Raw genomic sequence first — 17,859 nt, forward strand, 5'->3', positions numbered from 1 at the left:
GCACGGTCTCCGGCGTACGCCCCTGCCCGGGCCCGGTCGATCCCCTTCCGATCCGCGATGGGACGCGCGACCGGACGCGCGGTCCGTCCCATGGCCACCGTGCGACCTTTGTGCGACCGTGCCCGGTGCATGCGCGACTGCCCCCGACCGGAACCCCTCCTACCCTCGTGGCGAACTCGGTGATTCCGGAGCCCTGTTGGGGGCATCAGCACCCCACCAGCCGTGCGACCTCGGGAGGGGCACGTGCCAGAGCCTGCGCACCATACGGATGTCGTCATCGTGGGAGCCGGGGCCGCGGGGCTCTCGGCGGCGCATCGGCTGACCAGAGCCGGTGTAACGACCGTGGTCCTGGAGGCCGCCCCTTACGTCGGCGGCCGGATGTCGACGGAGAAGGTCGACGGGTTCCGACTCGACCGGATCGGACAGCTCCTCACCACCTCCTACCCGGAGCTGCGCCGCACCCCGGGCCTCGACTCCCTCGTCCTGCGCCCCTTCGCACCCGGCCTCCTCGTGCACAGCGAGGGCCGGCACCACCGCGCCGCCGAGCCCCTGCCCCGACGGAGCGCAAGGGGCGCACTCACCGCCGCACGCGCCCTGGCGAGCGCCCCCCTCGGGCCGCTGGCGGCACGGACCCCGGCGCGGGCCGCCCCGGGAACCGCCTCTCGCCCCACGCCCCTCGGCGGCCCTCTCGACCAGGCCCGCCTCGGCTCCGCCCTCGCCCGCCTCGCCGCCCTGCCCCCGGAGCGCCTCCTGGCCCGGCCCGAACTCCCGGCCGGTGAGGCACTGGCCGCCCGCGGGCTGCCCCCGCGCACCATCGACGGCTTCCTGCGCCCACTGCTCTCCGCCCTGCTGTGCGACCCGGGCCTGACCACGTCGAGCCGGTGCGCGGACCTCGCCCTGCACGCCTTCGCGCGCGGCCGCCTCTGCCTGCCCGAGGGCGGCGCCGAGGTCGTGCCCGAGCTCCTGGCCGCCGCCCTGCCGCCCGGTGTCGTCCACACCGGCGTCCGGGTCACCTCGGTCTCCACGAGCGCCGTACGGACCGCGGCGCACGGCGAGATCAGCTGCCGGGCCGTCCTGCTCGCCACGGACGCGCGCGCCGCCGCCGAGCTCCTGCCCGGCCTGCGCGTGCCGCCCTTCCACGAGGTGTCGGTGTTCCACCACACCGCGCCCGAACCCCCGTTGCAGGGATCCGCGCTGCTCCTGGACGCCGACCGCGCGGGCCCGGTCGCCCACACCGCGGTCGTCAGCCAGGTCGACCCGTCGCGCGCGCCCGCCGACCGCGTCCTGGTCTCCTCGACGGCCCTCGGCCCGCCGCCGGACGAGCGAGCGGTCCGCACGCACCTCGCCGCGCTGTACGGCGTGCCGACGCACCGCTGGGAGCCGCTCGCCGTCCACCACACCCGCGAGGCCGTGCCCGCCATGCCTCCCCCGCACGACGTGCACCGCCCGGTGCGACTGCTCTCGGGGCTCTACGTCTGCGGGGACCACCGGGACACCAGCTCGGTCGAGGGCGCCCTGCGCTCCGGGATGCGCGCGGCCCACGCCGCCCTCACGGACTTCGGCATCGCCCCCTCGTACGCCCAGGAGTCACTGCCCACCGCAGCCTGACCCATCCGACCTTTCGTCCCGCTCCCCCCGAAGCCCTCGCGCCCCCACGCGGGGGCTTCGCCCTGTTCGCCCACCTCCCACGTCCCTCCCACAGCCCCGCAAGCGCTCCACGATTCCCTGCAACTTCCCTTGCCACAGCGGTAGTACGCGGTTACCGTCCCACCCGGATCGCCAAGCAGCGGGAGGACCGCAGTGCGTCGCACCTTGCCGGTGATATCGCTCATCCTCGGCCTATTCATGGGAGCTGTAGCCTTGCCCACCGCCCAAGCCGACGCTCCGCGCAAGGAGCCCGCCGGAGCGGACGCGCCCCCTTCCGTCGTGCCCCGGCCCACCGACTGGACGGCGTTCGACGGCCGCACCTCGCTCACCCGCGCGACCCGCATCCTCATCGATCCGCGCACCGCCGACACCACCTCGCTGCCCGCCGGACGTGCCGAACTCCCGGGCCCCGCGCACCAGTCCGTGGGCCGGCTCGCCACCCGGCTGCGTACGGAGATCGAGCAGGTCACCGGTGTCAGGCCGCGCGTCACCGACGACCGCCGCCCCGCGCCCGGCGACATCGTGCTCACCCTCTCCGACGAGGGAGCGCCCGGCGCCGAGGGATACCGCTTCGACAGCCGGGGGCCCGTCCGCATCACGGCCGCCTCCACGCACGGCCTGTACTACGGCACCCGTACCCTCCTCCAACTGCTGCGCGCCACGGCCGACGACCACCGCGAGATCCCCCGCGCCACCGCCACGGACCGCCCCGCGCAGCGCATCCGCATGGTCCACCTCGACGCGGGCCGCAAGTACTGGCGGATCCCGTACCTGGAGAACCTGATCCGCAGGATGGGCGACCAGAAGCTCAACACGCTCCTGCTGCACCTCTCCGAGTCCGAGGGCTTCCGGCTGGACAGCCCGAAGTTCCCCGGCCTCGCGGACCCGGCGCACAGCTACAGCCGCGCCGACATCGAGCACCTGAAGGCCTTCGCGGCCCGCCACCACGTCCAGCTGATGCCCGGCCTCGAACTCCCCGGCCACGCCACCGTGATCAGCGAGGCCTTCGGGATCGGCTTCGGCTCGGGGCCCGACCCGTGCACGGGCGCGCACACCCACTCCCACCTCACGCCCGACTGGATCATCGACATGACCAGCGAGAAGGCGGTCGCCAAGTCCAAGGAGATCGTGGCGGAGTTCGCGGACTGGTTCGACGCGCCGCTGTTCTCCATCGGCGCGGAGGAGGTACCGGGTCAGCTCGCCGAGTGCCCGCGCGTGAAGGACCACCTGGCGTCGTCCCCCGACGTCTCCACGCTCGGCGACCTCCTCAACCGCTACATCAACACCCTGGACGACGTGGTCACCGCGCACGGCAAGCGCACCGCCGTCTACAACGGCTCCGAGCACTTGGCGGCGCCCCGGCAGAAGGTGCACGCCCCCGTCGTCTTCCTCGCCTGGGAGGGCACGGGCGCGGAGCCGGCCGTGCCCGGTCACGACGAGATCGCCATCGGCCCGTTCTACGACACCCCGAACAACTACCACCACAAGTACCCGGACGAGCCCTGGATGTACGGCGGCTGGTCCCCGAGCGACGCCCCGGACATGCTCGGCTCCGGCGTGACGAACTGGGCGGACTACAACTTCTGGGCCGACGACGGCTACTTCGAGCAGCACATGGCGGGCGCCCGCGCGATCCTCGCCGACCGCACCTGGAACAGGTCCACGCCACCGGACACCCTCGCCGGCTTCCGGGCCCGCGCCGCCCGCATCGGCGACCCGCCCGGGACCACCCCCGCCCCGGTGCCGCCGCGCGTCCAGGGCCGCCCCAGCCACCACTGGACCTTCGACGACGCGTCCTACCCGAGCGGCTGGACGTACGCGGGCAGCCCCGGCAACACGCTTCTCGCCGAGGACAGGGCCGGTGCGCTGCCGGGGACCTCGTACATCATCGACAACCCGACGCCGGTGCCCGGCGTGCGCGGGCAGGCCTGGCGCTTCGACTCGGACCGGGACGGCGTGGGCTTCGGGGGTCTGGACGTCGCCGAGCCGTGGACGGTCTCGGTCCGCGTCCGTGCCACGTCAAGGACCGACGACCAGGTCCTGCTCAGTTCGCGGGCGGGCGCGCTGAAGCTGATGCAGCACGGCACGGGCCGGGTCGGCTTCACGCGGTACGGCGAGGCCGACCACAGCTTCGACCACACGCTGCCGCTGGACCGGTGGACCCGGCTGACCTGGGTCGCGACGCGGGGGCGCACCACGCTGTACGCCGACGGGCAGCGGGTCGGCTCCGTGGCGGCCTCCATCCCGCTGCCGCTGCGCTCCATCGGCACGGAGAAGGCGAGTCTGCGGGGTGCTCTGGACGACCTGGTGACGTGGGACGAGGCCTTGTCCCCGGCGGACGCCGCACGGTTGCGGTGACGTCCGCCGGGAGGGGGACAAAGCGTCAGCCGAGCGCCGCGACCCGGTCGCGGTAGCCCCGCACGGGAGCGGCGTCCCGGTAGGGCTCCAGGCGGCGTTCGAAGTCGCGCACGTACTCGTGGGCGCGCGCCGAGCGCATCTCGCCCGCGGCGTGCGCGGCCTCGGCCCCCAGGTGGCAGGCCTGCTCCAGCTCGCCGAGGCCGAGCCGCGCGGTGGCCAGCACCACGCGGCAGAAGAGGCGGCTGCGCGCGAACGCGGGGGCGCGCAGCTGGAGGGAGCGCTCGGCGTACTGCGCGGCGGCCCGGTACTGCTGCAGGTCGCGGTAGCTGTGCCCGAAGTCGTCCGCGAGCTGCGCCTCGTCGAAGTACCGCGCCCAGTGCGGCACGTCGTCGCCGGGCCGCCCCGCCTCCAGGGACCGCTCCGCCCGTACGAGGGCCGCCGTGCAGGCCCGCACCTCGCCCAGCACCCCGTGCCCGCGCGCCTCGGCCGCGTACAGCAGGGACTGCACGACGGGCGGCGCCGAGGAGCCGATGCCCTGCTGGGCCACCCGCGCGAGCTGCACGGCCTCGCGTCCATGGCCGAGGTAGACGGCCTGGCGGCTCATCGTGACCAGGACGTAGGACCCGTACGCCCGGTCGCCCGCTGCCTGTGCGAGGCGCAGCGCCTGGACGTAGTACCGCTGGGCGAGGCCGTGCGCCGCGATGTCGTACGACGTCCAGCCCGCTAGGCGGGTCAGGTCGGCGGCGGCCGCGAAGAGGCGCCGCCCGGCCTGCTCGCCGTAGACGCCGCGCAGCATCGGCTCGGCCTCGTGCTCCAGGTAGCGCACCAGAGCCTGGCGCGCGTGCCCGCCTCCGTACGCGTGGTCGAGCGCACGGAACAGCTCGCCCACGGAGCGCAGCGCCGCGATGTCGCCGCTGCTGACGCGCTGCCCGGGGCCGCGCTCGGGCCCCTGCCGCTGGCGGGGCACCGCGGGGCGCCCCTGGACGGGTACGCGCGAGTGGGCCGGGTCGGTATCCCCGCGCCCGACGCGTTCGTCGGCGCGGCCGATGAGCCAGTCCCGGCTGGGCACCACGAGCCCGGCCGGGGTGAACGCGATCTTCCGCAGTTCGGCGTGGCTCCCGGAGTCCTTGCGCCACAGGCCGCCGACGATGTCGACGGCCTCCTCGGGGGAGGCCGCGAACTCCAGGCCGGCGTAGACCGGCGCGCACGCGTCGAGCCCCAGGTCCTGGGCGGACAGGCGCCGTCCGAGCCGTCTGGTGAAGACCTCGGCGATCAACGCGGGTGTGGTGCCCCTGGGCTGCTGACCGCGCAGCCAGCGGGTCACGGACGTCTTGTCGTATCTCAGGTCCAGGCCGTGCTCGAGGCCCAGTTGGTCGACACGGCGGGCGAGGCCCGCGTTGGAGAACCCGGCTTCCGAGATGAGCGCGGCTAGCTGGCGATTTGGGGTGCGCTGCGGGGGTCGTTCCGTCATCGGCTGTGCGGTCTCCTGCCTTTCGGGCCTGCCTTGAGCAGCCCTTATGGCCTCGTGAACGGCGTGAATGTAGCGGCCGTCACAGCCCCTGGACGCATCTTCCTCCTTCGTTCATCCGATCGTGTGAGGAACCCGGGCCGAGGTTGCCGGTCGAGGGGGCCCGTACAGTGGCTGGGGCGCGATATGTGCACGGTGAACGTTCAGGGAGGCACCTGCCGTGAGTGAGTTTCGGTTCGTCCGGCTGGGCTTCGGCCCGGACTCCGTGGAGTACCAAGAGGCCTGGGACGAGCAGCGCCGCGTGCACGCCGCCCGCTTCGCCGACGAGGTCCCGGACACCTGCCTTCTCCTGGAGCACCCGCCGGTCTACACCGCGGGCCGCCGCACCGAGGACAGCGAGCGCCCGCTGGACGGCACCCCCGTCGTCGACGTGGACCGAGGCGGCAAGATCACCTGGCACGGTCCCGGCCAGCTTGTCGGCTACCCGATCCAGAAGCTGCCCCGGCCGGTGGATGTCGTAGCACACGTACGCCGCCTGGAAGAGGCGCTTATCCGTACGTGCGCGGAGTTCGGCCTGGAGACCTCACGCGTCGAGGGCCGCAGCGGCGTCTGGGTCCTCGGCGACCCGGTGGAGCGGCGCCCCGCGCTCGGCGGGCTCTCCCTCGACTTCGACCCACGACTCCAGGACGACGAGTTCGACGCCCGGTTCAACGGTCCGGAGTACGCCCCCTCCAACGCGGGCCAGCGCCGCGAGGACCGCAAGATCGCCGCGATCGGCATCCGCGTCGCCAAGGGCGTCACGATGCACGGCTTCGCACTGAACGTGAACCCGGACAACACCTGGTTCGACCGGATCATCCCGTGCGGCATCCGCGACGCGGGCGTGACGTCCCTCTCGTACGAACTGGGCCGCGAGATCACCATCGCCGACGTGCTGCCCGTGGCCGAGCGGCATCTGCGGGACGTCCTGGAGAACGCGGAACTGAAGCCGCGTCCCGTCGAGAAGCCCGCCGCGGCGGGCGGGGAGCGGGTCACCGCGCCGGTCGCCGAGGCGGACCCCGCTCAGGCCCGGCCGCCCGCCGCCTAGCGGGCCGTCGGCCGCCGGCCGGGCAACGGGGGAATGCACCCCCCTTGGCCAGAGGTTGGCCACAAGTAAACCCAATGACATGACGGGCGTACCCTGGTGTGCGCCGAAGAATCGAAGCTACAGGGAGCCGATGTGTCCGCAGTCGCACCCGACGGACGCAAGATGCTGCGCCTGGAGGTCCGGAACGCCCAGACCCCCATCGAGCGCAAGCCCGAGTGGATCAAGACCCGGGCGAAGATGGGCCCCGAGTACAACGCCCTGCAGAAACTCGTGAAGAGCGAGGGCCTGCACACGGTCTGCCAGGAAGCGGGCTGTCCGAACATCTACGAGTGCTGGGAAGACCGTGAGGCCACGTTCCTCATCGGTGGTGACCAGTGCACCCGGCGCTGCGACTTCTGCCAGATCGACACCGGCAAGCCGCAGGCCCTCGACGTCGACGAGCCCCGCCGCGTGGGCGAGTCCGTCGTCACGATGGACCTGAACTACGCCACGATCACCGGCGTCGCCCGCGACGACCTGGAGGACGGCGGCGCCTGGCTGTACGCCGAGACCGTGCGCCAGATCCACGCCATGACGGCGGAGCGCGCCGAGGGTTACACCAAGGTCGAGCTGCTCATCCCCGACTTCAACGCGGACCCGGACCAGCTGGCCGAGGTCTTCTCGTCCCGCCCCGAGGTCCTCGGGCACAACGTCGAGACGGTGCCGCGCATCTTCAAGCGGATCCGCCCCGGCTTCCGGTACGAGCGCTCGCTCGAGGTCATCACGAAGGCCCGCGAGGCCGGTCTGGTCACCAAGTCCAACCTGATCCTGGGCATGGGCGAGACCCGCGAAGAGGTCAGCGAGGCGCTGCGTCAGCTGCACGACGCGGGCACCGAGCTCGTCACCATCACCCAGTACCTGCGCCCCACGCCCCGCCACCACCCCGTCGAGCGCTGGGTGAAGCCGGCCGAGTTCGTGGAGCTGAAGGACGAGGCCGAGCAGATCGGTTTCTCGGGCGTCATGTCGGGCCCGCTGGTCCGCTCCTCGTACCGCGCCGGACGCCTCTACCAGATGGCGATCGAGAAGCGCGGGGCGTACGTCGCCTCACAGGCGGTGTGACGCAGGCACATGCCGCACAGGCAGCCACTGTGTGAATCTGCGCACAAGTGACTACCGGCTAGTACAAGCCGCAACGACGCGGTCCGCACGATCTCTCCAGGTGAGAGGAGCGTACGGACCGCGTCAGTGTTTTCCGGCGTGTCGGCCCGACGGCATCAACGTTTCATCGGTGTTTGACCGGTGGGTCACACCCTGGTAACACCAATCAGTGACCCTGGTACTACCGCACGTACAGCCTTACCCATAGCCGCTCCCCCCACCCGAGCCGCTCTCCAGGAGGGCCCCATCATGCAGGCCGCGCCCGTTCGCGCCACCGCCATCCCGTCCGTCTCCGACGCCCTGCGCGCCGTCGAGTCGCTGCTCATGAGCGGCGGCCAGCGCACCGCCCGGCGCAATGCCTGGACTTCGGTCCTTGAGGACCGGCGCCGCGCCAAGGACAGGGTCGACGCGCTGCGCGTGCTTGAAGAGGCCGTGACAACCCGCACGTCGTAGTCGCATCCGGGGACACGTAGACTTCACGGCATGGCGAGGAAGGAATCCACCGCGGCGGATACGGCCGCGGAGCCAGGGCGTCTCAAGCAGATTGCCCTGACCTACAAGATGACCCGGCGGGCCGACTCCAAGATCGGTCTCATCATCGCGGCTGTGGGAATCGTCACCTTTGGTGTCTTCCTCGCGATCGGCTTCTGGCTTGGTCACCCGGTCTACCTGGGCATTCTCGGCTTCCTGCTCGCCTTCCTCGCGATGGCGATCGTCTTCGGACGCAGGGCCGAGCGGGCCGCCTTCGGGCAGATGGAGGGCCAGCCCGGCGCGGCGGCCGCGGTGCTCGACAAGATCGGCCGCGGCTGGACCACGACCCCCGCGGTCGCGATGAACCGCAGCCAGGACGTGGTGCACCGCACCGTCGGCAAGGCCGGCATCGTCCTGGTCGCCGAGGGCAACCCGAACCGCGTGAAGGGCCTGCTGGCCGCCGAGAAGAGGAAGATGGCGCGCATCGTGGCGGACGTCCCGGTCCACGACGTCATCGTCGGCACCACCGAGGACACGGTCTCCCTGAAGAAGCTGCGCACCACGCTTCTGAAGCTCCCCCGCGTCCTCACGGGCCCGCAGGTCACGGCGACCAACGACCGGCTGCGTGCGATGGGCGACCTGATGTCGAACATGCCGCTGCCGAAGGGTCCGATGCCCAAGGGCATGCGGATGCCTCGCGGTGGCCCGAAGGCGAAGTAACACGCCGCCTTTCTCTTCCTTCTACGTTTTCTGCGAAAGGCCCCGGAACCGATGGGTTCCGGGGCCTTTCGTCGTTGTACGGGAAAGCAGCGGTGGCCGACGCGGAGAAGACAGGAACTCCCGACGGCATCCATAACGCCCACTGGACTGGATAGCCGAGGAAATACCCCGGCGTGAATGAAGTGCGATCCTTCTGGCCGAACGTGGCGTGACGTTTTTCCCGCTCCACTGTTTCTGCTGGCGACACAAGGCCGGTCGTCCAGGACCGGTCGGCACAGCCAAAGAACATGGGAGCAAGAATGATCCGGAAGGTTCTGGCCGGCGCGGCGCTCGCGTCCGCCGCCGCCGCGGCCACCGTCGGCATCACGGGCATCGCCTCGGCCACCGAGGGCGGCCCGCAGGCCGAGACCGCCACCAGCGCGCACGACATGAACCAGTCGGCGCGTGCCTCGTACGGCGAGACCTCCAGCGGCACCGGCGTCTCGGAGTTCGCCACGGACAACGGTGACGTCGCCATCGCCGGCGACCCCGGCGGCATCGCCAACAGCTACGGCGCCCCGTTCGTCAACGTCGACCTGCGCTGCGCGGTCCCGGCGACGCAGGGCGTGGGCGGCAACGTCCTCGGCGGTCCGGTCGCGGCGTGCGACACGGCGCCGATCGACCAGTTCGACGCCCCGGAGCGCATTCTCTGAGTCCCGGCGACGTCATCTGTGGTCAATCGGGGAAAGCGTCCGCGTTTTCCCCGATTGACCGCGGACATCCCAGGGATTCCAGACACTCCAGGGATTCCAGATACTCCAGAGATCCCAGATACTCCAGAGATCCCAGATACTCCAGGGATCCCAGACATCCCAGGGATCACTCAAAGGCTTGATCGATACCTCTCGGCGGTGTCCGTTCCCGGCACGGCCGAGAGGTATTTCAGGAATGCGCGGCGACGCCACTTCTTCCCGACGCCACTTCTTCCCGACGCCGCTTCTTCCAGACGCCACTTCTTCGAAGGGCCGGGAGGCCGAGAGACCGGAGGCCGAGAACCCGACCCCAGCCGTCAGGCCTAGGGCCTCAGCCCTCAAGCCTCAGCCCTCCAGAGCCCTCAAGGCCCCGCAGTCCTCAGATCCGGATCTGTACGGCGCGGGAGAGACGGTCGTGCAGGCCGCGGCCGTCGCGGTCCCAGATCAAGGCGGGGATGACGAGGCAGAGCAGGATGCTGCGGACCAGGACCCGCCCGGCGCCGAGCCTGCCGCCGCCCTCCGCGACGACGCGCAGCCGTAGAAGGGCCTTGCCGGGGGTGCAGCCGACCGTGCCGACGGTCAGCACGCTCATGACGAAGAAGATGCCGAGGGCCCAGTTGCCCATCGCCTGCTGGTCGCCGCGGGCGAAGAAGCCGTATGCGATCACCATGCACAGGGCCCAGTCCACGGCGATGGCACCGATGCGGCGCCCCGGACGCGCGATCGCCCCCGGCCCCTCCTCGGGCAGGCCGAGCTGCTGGCCCCGGTACCCGAAGTCGACACCGGCTTCCTCGGCCGCCGCGCGCGGGCCGGACAGCCACGATCCGATTGCTTGCCTCTTGTCCACCCGTCAAAGGTACTGCGCCCCTTGTCCCACGGGGACGGGCGGGGTCGGGCACCGGCCGGGCGGCGGCGGGCGCGGGAAGGGGCGGGAAGGGGAAGGGGTGGGAGGGGTTCCGGACGGCCGGGGCGGGGTACCGGGCACCCGGGCCGGTTAACTTCGGCGAAACAAATGGGTCATGCTTGAGAAATCCCCCGTCCTTATGGTCGGGTCCCAGCGTGTGCCACCGCACTGGCCGCACCACGAGTTGCAACCCCGTCCAGCCCCGGGCGGGAGTAGGAGGAGTTGGATGTTGTTCCAGAACGCCGACGACGCGAAGAAGTACATCGCGGACGAGGACGTCAAGTTCATCGACGTCCGCTTCTGCGACCTGCCCGGTGTCATGCAGCACTTCACGATTCCGGCGGCGGCGTTCGACCCGGACGAGGAGCTGGCCTTCGACGGATCGTCGATCCGTGGCTTCCAGGCCATCCACGAGTCCGACATGGCGCTGCGCGCGGACCTGTCGACCGCCCGGGTCGACCCGTTCCGCCGCGACAAGACCGTCAACATCAACTTCTTCATCCACGACCCGATCACGGGCGAGCAGTACAGCCGTGACCCGCGCAACATCGCCAAGAAGGCCGAGGCCTACCTCGCGTCCACCGGCATCGCGGACACCGCGTACTTCGGCCCCGAGGCCGAGTTCTACGTCTTCGACAATGTCCGCTTCCAGACGTCGGCGAACGAGAGCTTCTACCACATCGACTCCGAGGCCGGCGCCTGGAACACCGGTGCGGTCGAGAACAACCGCGGCTACAAGGTCCGCTACAAGGGCGGTTACTTCCCCGCCCCGCCGGTCGACCACTTCGCCGACCTGCGCGCCGAGATCTCCCTGGAGCTGGACAAGAACGGCCTCCAGGTCGAGCGCCAGCACCACGAGGTGGGCACGGCGGGCCAGGCCGAGATCAACTACAAGTTCAACACGCTGCTCGCCGCGGCCGACGACCTGATGCTCTTCAAGTACATCGTGAAGAACGTCGCCTGGCGCAACGAGAAGACCGCGACCTTCATGCCGAAGCCGATCTTCGGCGACAACGGCTCGGGCATGCACGTCCACCAGTCGCTGTGGTCGGGCGGCAACCCGCTCTTCTACGACGAGCAGGGCTACGCGGGCCTCTCGGACACCGCCCGCTACTACATCGGCGGCATCCTCAAGCACGCGCCCTCGCTGCTCGCCTTCACGAACCCGACGGTGAACTCGTACCACCGCCTGGTCCCGGGCTTCGAGGCGCCGGTCAACATGGTCTACTCGCAGCGCAACCGCTCGGCGGCGATGCGTATCCCGATCACGGGCTCGAACCCGAAGGCCAAGCGTGTGGAGTTCCGCGCGCCGGACCCGTCCTCGAACCCGTACCTGGCGTTCTCGGCACTCCTCATGGCCGGCCTGGACGGCGTCAAGAACAAGATCGAGCCGCCGGAGCCGATCGACAAGGACCTCTACGAGCTCGCCCCCGAGGAGCACGCGGGCGTCGCCCAGGTCCCGACCTCCCTCCCCGCGGTCCTCGACGCCCTCGAGGCGGACAACGAGTACCTGCAGGCGGGCGGCGTCTTCACCTCGGACCTGATCGAGACGTGGATCGACTACAAGCGCACGAACGAGATCGCCCCGATCCAGCTGCGGCCGCACCCGCACGAGTTCGAGCTGTACTTCGACATTTAAGAACGCCACGGGTCGGAGCGGGTTCCCGTTCCCCCGGGCCGTCTTGTGGGCCGTCGGCCGTGTTCTTCCGCTCTCTCGGAAGAACACGGCCGACGGTGCTTTTCAGGTCTCTTCGCGGCCGGGCCATGCCCCTTCAGGTTCAGGTCGCACGCGAGCAGCCCGTGCGCTCAACTACGACGTCGCCTTCATCTCCCGCGTGCTGCACGGGAAGCAGTTGCCGTCCGGTGAGACGTCGGCCCCGGCTCGGACGGCGGCCTGGACGCGCTTGAGCCGGTGCGCCGGGTCGAGCGCACTACTGGCGGGTCCTGGAGATCGTTCTCGCCGTGCTGCGGAAGGACGACGCGGTTGGTGACCCTGTCATGGACGAGAACGGCGGCGACCAGCAGTGTCATCGATTCGGGTGCGGGCCTGAAGGGTTTGCGGTGGTCGACGCTGTTCCGCTGAGCCACAGTGGTGCCCTCGTCGGCGAGGCGTTGAGCGTGTCGGCCGAGTGCTTGTCCCGCCTGTGGGTGGGGTGGTGACGGGGGCCCTGCCCCTTCACGCCACCAGCCCGATAATCCTCCTTTATCATTTTGCGTTTCTACGAAGAAAGCGGTGCGATGACGGGCACCGGCATCGCCGCTGATAATTTCGCTTCTCCCAAAACAATTGACATTCCAGGGAGAAATCTGTGGTGCGCGTATGGGCGGCAGCCGGCGGGGCTGCTCTTGTGGCTGTTGCGTGTGGGCATGTCGCCATGGGGTCCGCCGGGGCGGCGCAGGGGCGGGACGGAGTGATTCCGACGCTCTTTCTGACGCAGGAGAAGCCTCATGCCGGTGCGGTTCAGGGGGGCGAGGACGGAATCGTCATCGCTTCGCGGTTCACGGTGAAGGACGCCTCCGGCGCGACGGTCGGCGGGGCCTTCGAGACGTGCGCCAAGGAAATGGTCGGAGGGAAGGCCCTCACCGCGTACTGCTCCGGGATCATTGAGATCGAAGGGAGGAAAGGGAACGGGAACGGGGAGAGCGATGAGCGTGTGGGGAAAATTGCCTTTCAGGCTTCCAGAGGGGTGTCCAGTGGGCCCGGGGACGAGAATCCCGTGGTCACGGGTGTCGTGACCGGGGGGACCGGGGCCTTCGACGGTGCGGACGGGGAGATGGATCTGACGCCGCCGGGATCCGATGCCGAGCCCTGGGTCGCCGAGTTCCGGTAGGTGGCTGGTCGGCTCAGGGGGTCGGGAGCGGTACCGGGCGGAAGTGCGTCGTCAGGCGGCCCCCGTCGTCCAGGACGTGGAACGCGACCGACGGCGGCAGGTCGCGGTGGACGTGGTGCGCCGGGTGGGTCCGGGGTTCCCAGGGGAGGCGGAGCGTGGAGACCACTCCCGGGGCGACCAGGAGGGGGCGGCCCGCGAACGTCGTCGCCGCGGGCGTGTGGGCGTGGCCGGCCAGGAACGCCGTGACGTTCGGGTGGCGTGCGGTCAGTTCGGCCAGGCGGTCCTCGTCGAACTGGCGGATCCCGTCGACGTACGGCGTGTGCAGCGGGACCGGCGGGTGGTGGAAGGCGATCAGGAACGGGCGTGTGGGCGGGGTGTCCGCCAGCAGGGCCGACAGCCAGTCCAGCGTCTCGTCCGCCAGCCTGCCGTGGTCCTCACCCGGGACCGACGTGTCGCACAGCGCGAGGACGAAGTCCTCCGTGGCGAGGGCACGGTTGATCGGCGCCGTGTCCGCGGCCTCGCCGAGGAGGTGCTCGCGGTACGCGGCGCGCTCGTCGTGGTTGCCGGGACATGCCAGCAACGGGTGGCGGGAGGCCAGCAGTTCGCGGGCCGCCGCGTACTCGGACGGGGTCGCGTGGTCGGCGATGTCGCCGGTGACGATGACCGCGTCCAGGTCGTACGGGAGGCCGTCCAGGTAGGTCATGACGGCGCGGGTTCGGTCGACGCTGCGGCCCGCGTCCGCGGCGCCGGTGTCGATGTGGATGTCGCTCACGTGGGCTATCACTGGCATGAACCGAACCTATGAGGGCGCGGCGGTCGGGTGAAGAGCCAACCCGGTGTTGTTGGCCTGCCTGCCCGCCGCAAGAAGTGTGCCGCTCTCAACCCCGCAAGAAGCGCACCGACAGATGGCCGTCGGGGCCTCCCGGCCCCGGCGTCACCACCGCCCGCACCCCGTACACCTCCGCGATCAGCTCCTCGGTGATCACCTCGGCCGGGGTGCCGGACGCGTACGCCGTGCCCTCCTTGAGGATCAGCAGGTGGTCGCAGAACATCGCGGCGAGGTTGAGGTCGTGCAGCGCTATCACGCTGGTGACGGGGAGCTCCGCCACCAGGCCCAGCAGGTCCAACTGGTGCTGGATGTCCAGGTGGTTGGTGGGTTCGTCGAGCAGGAGCTCGCGGGGTTCCTGCGCGAGGGCGCGGGCGATCTGGACGCGCTGGCGCTCGCCGCCGGAGAGCGTGTGCCAGGCCTGGGCGGCGCGTTCGGTGAGCCCCGTGCGGGCCAGCGCGTCGCGCACCGCCCGCTCGTCGTGCGGCGTGGGGGCCGACCACGCGCGGCGGTGCGGGATACGGCCGAGCCGTACGACGTCCCGTACCGTCAACTCGACCTGCGTCGAGGCGTGTTGCTCGACGACGGCGATCCGCCGGGCCACCGCTCGGCGGCCCGTGTCGGACATGCCTCGGCCGTCCAGGGTGACCACTCCGGAGGCCGGGGCGAGAACGCCCGCGAGGATGCGCAGAAGCGTGGACTTGCCGGATCCGTTGGGGCCGAGGAGTCCCACGGTGGCGCCGGCCGGCGGGGCGAGGCTGACGCCGTCGACGACGAGCCGCCCGCCCGCCTCCCGGCTCACGCGGTCGGCGCGCAGGCCCACGGCACCCTGCGGGGTGGCGGTCACGTACGTGCTGCCCTCCGCGCTGTCGATGTCGATGCCGCTGTCGATGCCGATGTCGAGGTCAATGTCGCTGTCGCTGTCGCTGTCGTGCGTCACGTCGCCCTCCGCGTCCGGTACAGCACCGCCACGAACGCCGGTACGCCGATGAGTGAGGTCACCACGCCGACCGGAACCTCCTGCGGGTCGAGGGCCGTGCGGGCCAGTGTGTCCACCCAGACCAGGAAGACCGCGCCGGCCAGTGCCGTGACCGGGAGCAGCCGGGCGTGCCCGGAGCCGACGACCGCACGCGCCGCGTGCGGCAGGACCAGGCCGACGAAGCCGATCGCACCCGCCGAGCTGACCAGGGCCGCGGTCAGGAGCGCGGTCGTGCAGAGCAGGACGAGACGGGTGCGGGCCACCCGGACGCCCAGCGTCGCCGCCGCCTCCGGGCCGAACGCGAAGGCGTCGAGCGTACGGGCGTGGGCGAGGCAGACGACCAGCGCCACCGCGAGCACCCCCGCGCACAGCCACACGTCCGTCCAGCCGATCCCGCTGAGCGAGCCGAGCAGCCAGAACAGCACGCCCCGGGTGGTCTCCGCGTCGCCCGCGGTGAGGACGACGAACGAGGTCAGCGCGGAGAAGAGCTGCATGGCCGCGACACCGGACAGCACGACCCGGTCCGTGGTGTCGCCCAGCGTGTGGCTCAGGAGCAGCACCAGCGCGAAGGAGCAGACCGCGCCCGCGAAGGCGCCCGCCGAGATCGACACCACTCCCCCGCCGACGCCGAGGACGACGACCGCGACCGCTCCCGTGGACGCCCCGGACGACACCCCGAGCACGAACGGGTCGGCGAGGGGGTTGCGGAGCAGGGACTGCATGACAGCGCCGCAGACCGCGAGGCCCGCGCCGCAGACCGCGGCGAGCAGGGTGCGCGGCATCCGCAGGTTCCAGACGATGCCGTCCCTGATCGGCGTGAGCGGGGTCTCGCCCCAGCCGAGGTGGGCCGCGACGGTCGACCACACGTCGGGCACGGAGATGTCCGCGGGGCCGATGGTGACGGCCACGGACACCGAGAGGACGAGCGCGGCGGCGCCGGCCAGCCAGAGCAGGCCGAGGCGCAGGCCGGTGCGGCCGGTCCGGCCGGTCCGGCCCCTGAGGTCGGCCGGGACTGCCGGTTCCCGGCCTTGATCCAGGTCCCCGTCCTGTTCTCGGTCCAGGTCCCGGTCCCGGTCCATGTCCAGGTCTCGGTCCAGGCCCCGGTCTCGGCCCTGGTCCTGTTCTCGGTCCAGGTCCAGGTCCAGGTCCAGGTCCAGGTCCAGGTCCCGGTCCAGGTCCAGGTTCCGGTCCAGGCCCCGGTCCCGGTCCCGGTTCCGGTCCCGGTCCATGTCCAGGTCTCGGTCCAGGCCCCGCTCCAGGTCCCGCTTCCGCTTCCGCTCCGATGCCACCGGCTCAGGAGCGCTCTCCTTGCCGGGCGCCGCCCCGCTCACTTGGCGAGCCCGAACTTCCGCAGCCCCGCGGCCACTTGCTCGATGCCGTCGACCGTGCGGATCGAGGGGTTCATGGCCTGGCCGCTGAGCAGCACGTACCGCTTCTTCTTCACCGCGGTCAGGTTCTTGGTCGCCGGGTTGGACTCCAGGAACTTGATCTTCGCCGCGGCGCTCTCCGCCGACTGGGACTTGCGGGTGAGATCGCCGAGGACGAGGACGTCGGGGTCGCGGTCGGCGACGGTCTCCCAGTTGATCTGGGGCCACTCCTCGCGGGTGTCGTCGAAGACGTTCTTCGCGCCGAGTTCGCGGGTGATGATGCCGGGGGCGCCGCAGCAGCCCGCCAGGTAGGGGGCGTCGGAGTTGGCGAACCAGTAGAGGAGCGTCGCGTCGGAGGCGTCGATGTCCTTGGTGGCCTTGGTGACCCGGCGCCGCAGGTCGGCGATCAGCCGCTCCCCGCGCTTCTGGACGCCGAAGACCTTCGCCAGGTCGCGCACCTCGCCGTAGACCGTGTCCATGGTGAGGGTCTTGACGCGCTTTCCGTCGCCGCCGCCGTCGTTGTCCTTGCCGGCACAGTCGGAGGGCGAGACGTAGACGGGTACGCCGAGTTCGGTGAACTTCGTACGGTCGGCGACGCCCCCCTTGCCGACCGTGTAGAGGAAGGAGGCGCTGACGAAGTCCGGCTCCTTGGAGAGGACCTTCTCCAGCGACGGGTAGCGGTCGGCGAGCCGCTCCACCTTCGCGTTGTCCTTCGCGAGGTTCTTCAGGACCGGGTCGGTCCAGGTGCCGGTGCCCACCATGCGGTCGGCGAGGCCGAGGGAGAGCAGGATCTCCGAGGAGCCCTGGTCCAGGGAGACGGCGCGGCGCGGCGGGGCCTCGACCTTCGCCTCCTTGCCGCAGGAGGCGACCGTGACCGGATAGCCGTCGGCGCTCCGGTCCGCCCGGTTCGCGGGCTTGCTCGTGGAGCCGTCGCCGCACGCGGTGAGCACGAGCGCTCCGACGCAGAGCAGGGCGGACGTACGAGCTGATGCGCGAGCGGATATAGCGGATGCGCGAGCCGATGCACGAGCGGATATACGGGCTGTCGAGGACACGGGATCCCTTGGATGTCACGGCTCATACGCGGAGCCTGGCCTGCGTCACGTCCTCCGCCGCCCGGTGTGCGAGCGGAGGCGCCAGCAGGTCTTCGGACTCGGGATCGGCCGGACGGGGCGCCTTCCCGGGCGTCCGTGGACGCCCAGTGGCCGTGGCCCCGCCCGTCCCCCTCACCGCTGCGCGTCAGTTCCGGTCTTGCACCGGATTCCCTGGCCCAGGTGTGGGTTTGACTGGCTTGCGCAAGTTATCACGCGGCCGGTCCTGGCCCGGATCGCCG

The 17,859-nt window shown here is 71.0% G+C and carries 15 protein-coding genes, 1 pseudogene and 1 riboswitch; of the genes and pseudogenes, 9 read left to right on the forward strand and 7 right to left on the reverse strand.

Going from position 1 to position 17,859, the window contains the following annotated elements; translation table 11 throughout:
• The first annotated feature begins 243 nt into the window (after positions 1–243).
• Both ACZ592_RS28150 and ACZ592_RS28155 read left to right on the forward strand, forming a co-directional pair.
• Complete coding sequence (locus ACZ592_RS28150; RefSeq protein WP_471584449.1) at positions 244–1,608, forward strand: NAD(P)/FAD-dependent oxidoreductase; 1,365 nt, start codon at positions 244–246, stop codon at positions 1,606–1,608.
• A gap of 252 nt (positions 1,609–1,860) precedes the next feature.
• The gene (locus ACZ592_RS28155) at positions 1,861–4,005 is read left to right on the forward strand and encodes a family 20 glycosylhydrolase (protein ID WP_471584450.1); all 2,145 of its coding nucleotides are present in this window, start codon (positions 1,861–1,863) and stop codon (positions 4,003–4,005) included.
• A gap of 25 nt (positions 4,006–4,030) precedes the next feature.
• Here the strand turns inward: ACZ592_RS28155 and ACZ592_RS28160 are convergent, their stop codons facing one another.
• Positions 4,031–5,476 (reverse strand): regulator, encoded by a 1,446-nt coding sequence (locus ACZ592_RS28160; RefSeq protein WP_471584451.1) that lies wholly within the window; start codon positions 5,474–5,476, stop codon positions 4,031–4,033.
• Between the two features lie 217 nt (positions 5,477–5,693).
• Between ACZ592_RS28160 and lipB the strand changes: the two genes are divergently transcribed.
• The 5 genes from lipB (at position 5,694) to ACZ592_RS28185 (ending at position 9,580) form a co-directional block, all read left to right on the forward strand.
• Positions 5,694–6,560: a lipoyl(octanoyl) transferase LipB gene (gene lipB, locus ACZ592_RS28165; protein WP_471584452.1), complete on the forward strand. Its 867-nt coding sequence runs from the start codon at positions 5,694–5,696 to the stop codon at positions 6,558–6,560.
• Between the two features lie 132 nt (positions 6,561–6,692).
• Complete coding sequence (locus ACZ592_RS28170) at positions 6,693–7,658, forward strand: lipoyl synthase (RefSeq protein WP_471584453.1); 966 nt, start codon at positions 6,693–6,695, stop codon at positions 7,656–7,658.
• Positions 7,659–7,946: 288 nt separating this feature from the next.
• A complete protein-coding gene (locus tag ACZ592_RS28175) occupies positions 7,947–8,150 on the forward strand; it encodes an SCO2195 family GlnR-regulated protein (RefSeq protein WP_471584454.1) in 204 nt (67 codons plus the stop codon).
• A 30-nt stretch (positions 8,151–8,180) separates the two neighbouring features.
• Positions 8,181–8,888 carry a DUF4191 domain-containing protein gene (locus ACZ592_RS28180; protein WP_471584455.1) on the forward strand — a complete coding sequence of 236 codons (708 nt, stop codon included), beginning with the start codon at positions 8,181–8,183 and terminating at the stop codon, positions 8,886–8,888.
• Positions 8,889–9,187: 299 nt separating this feature from the next.
• Entirely contained in the window at positions 9,188–9,580 is a 393-nt protein-coding gene (locus ACZ592_RS28185; RefSeq protein WP_471584456.1) for a hypothetical protein, read from the forward strand.
• 418 nt (positions 9,581–9,998) lie between these two features.
• On the opposite strand, the gene ACZ592_RS28190 is transcribed toward ACZ592_RS28185, so the two are convergent.
• Positions 9,999–10,466 (reverse strand): RDD family protein, encoded by a 468-nt coding sequence (locus ACZ592_RS28190; protein WP_471584457.1) that lies wholly within the window; start codon positions 10,464–10,466, stop codon positions 9,999–10,001.
• Positions 10,467–10,752: 286 nt separating this feature from the next.
• On the opposite strand from ACZ592_RS28190, the gene glnA reads away from it, so the two are divergent.
• Positions 10,753–12,162: a type I glutamate--ammonia ligase gene (glnA, locus tag ACZ592_RS28195; RefSeq protein ID WP_471584810.1), complete on the forward strand. Its 1,410-nt coding sequence runs from the start codon at positions 10,753–10,755 to the stop codon at positions 12,160–12,162.
• A gap of 314 nt (positions 12,163–12,476) precedes the next feature.
• On the opposite strand, the pseudogene ACZ592_RS28200 reads toward glnA, so the two are convergent.
• Positions 12,477–12,611: pseudogene (locus tag ACZ592_RS28200) on the reverse strand (NUDIX domain-containing protein); the annotation flags it as partial.
• 323 nt (positions 12,612–12,934) lie between these two features.
• Between ACZ592_RS28200 and ACZ592_RS28205 the strand changes: the two are divergent.
• A complete protein-coding gene (locus ACZ592_RS28205; RefSeq protein ID WP_471584458.1) occupies positions 12,935–13,354 on the forward strand; it encodes a hypothetical protein in 420 nt (139 codons plus the stop codon).
• A 13-nt stretch (positions 13,355–13,367) separates the two neighbouring features.
• On the opposite strand, the gene ACZ592_RS28210 is transcribed toward ACZ592_RS28205, so the two are convergent.
• The 4 genes from ACZ592_RS28210 to ACZ592_RS28225 all read right to left on the reverse strand — a co-directional run bounded on the left by ACZ592_RS28210 (position 13,368) and on the right by ACZ592_RS28225 (position 17,476).
• Positions 13,368–14,144, reverse strand: coding sequence for a metallophosphoesterase (locus ACZ592_RS28210; RefSeq protein WP_471584459.1), 777 nt, complete (start codon positions 14,142–14,144; stop codon positions 13,368–13,370).
• 88 nt (positions 14,145–14,232) lie between these two features.
• A complete protein-coding gene (locus tag ACZ592_RS28215) occupies positions 14,233–15,027 on the reverse strand; it encodes an ABC transporter ATP-binding protein (RefSeq protein ID WP_471584811.1) in 795 nt (264 codons plus the stop codon).
• 89 nt (positions 15,028–15,116) lie between these two features.
• On the reverse strand, positions 15,117–16,238 hold the full coding sequence (locus tag ACZ592_RS28220) for a FecCD family ABC transporter permease (RefSeq protein ID WP_471584812.1): 1,122 nt from the start codon (positions 16,236–16,238) through the stop codon (positions 15,117–15,119).
• A gap of 248 nt (positions 16,239–16,486) precedes the next feature.
• Positions 16,487–17,476 carry an ABC transporter substrate-binding protein gene (locus ACZ592_RS28225; RefSeq protein ID WP_471584460.1) on the reverse strand — a complete coding sequence of 330 codons (990 nt, stop codon included), beginning with the start codon at positions 17,474–17,476 and terminating at the stop codon, positions 16,487–16,489.
• A gap of 171 nt (positions 17,477–17,647) precedes the next feature.
• Positions 17,648–17,832: riboswitch (cobalamin riboswitch) on the reverse strand.
• Between the last annotated feature and the right edge of the window lie 27 nt (positions 17,833–17,859).

This window comes from Streptomyces sp. NPDC040622 (genome assembly GCF_055593965.1).

Bases quoted from the DNA above. Each gene is read 5' to 3' on its own strand.
- ACZ592_RS28160 (WP_471584451.1), bottom strand. From the start codon at position 5,476: ATGACGGAACGACCCCCGCAGCGCACCCCAAATCGCCAGCTAGCCGCG.
- ACZ592_RS28175 (WP_471584454.1), top strand. From the start codon at position 7,947: ATGCAGGCCGCGCCCGTTCGCGCCACCGCCATCCCGTCCGTCTCCGAC.
- ACZ592_RS28180 (WP_471584455.1), top strand. From the start codon at position 8,181: ATGGCGAGGAAGGAATCCACCGCGGCGGATACGGCCGCGGAGCCAGGG.
- ACZ592_RS28185 (WP_471584456.1), top strand. From the start codon at position 9,188: ATGATCCGGAAGGTTCTGGCCGGCGCGGCGCTCGCGTCCGCCGCCGCC.
- ACZ592_RS28210 (WP_471584459.1), bottom strand. From the start codon at position 14,144: ATGCCAGTGATAGCCCACGTGAGCGACATCCACATCGACACCGGCGCC.
- ACZ592_RS28220 (WP_471584812.1), bottom strand. From the start codon at position 16,238: ATGGACCGGGACCGGGACCTGGACCGAGAACAGGACGGGGACCTGGAT.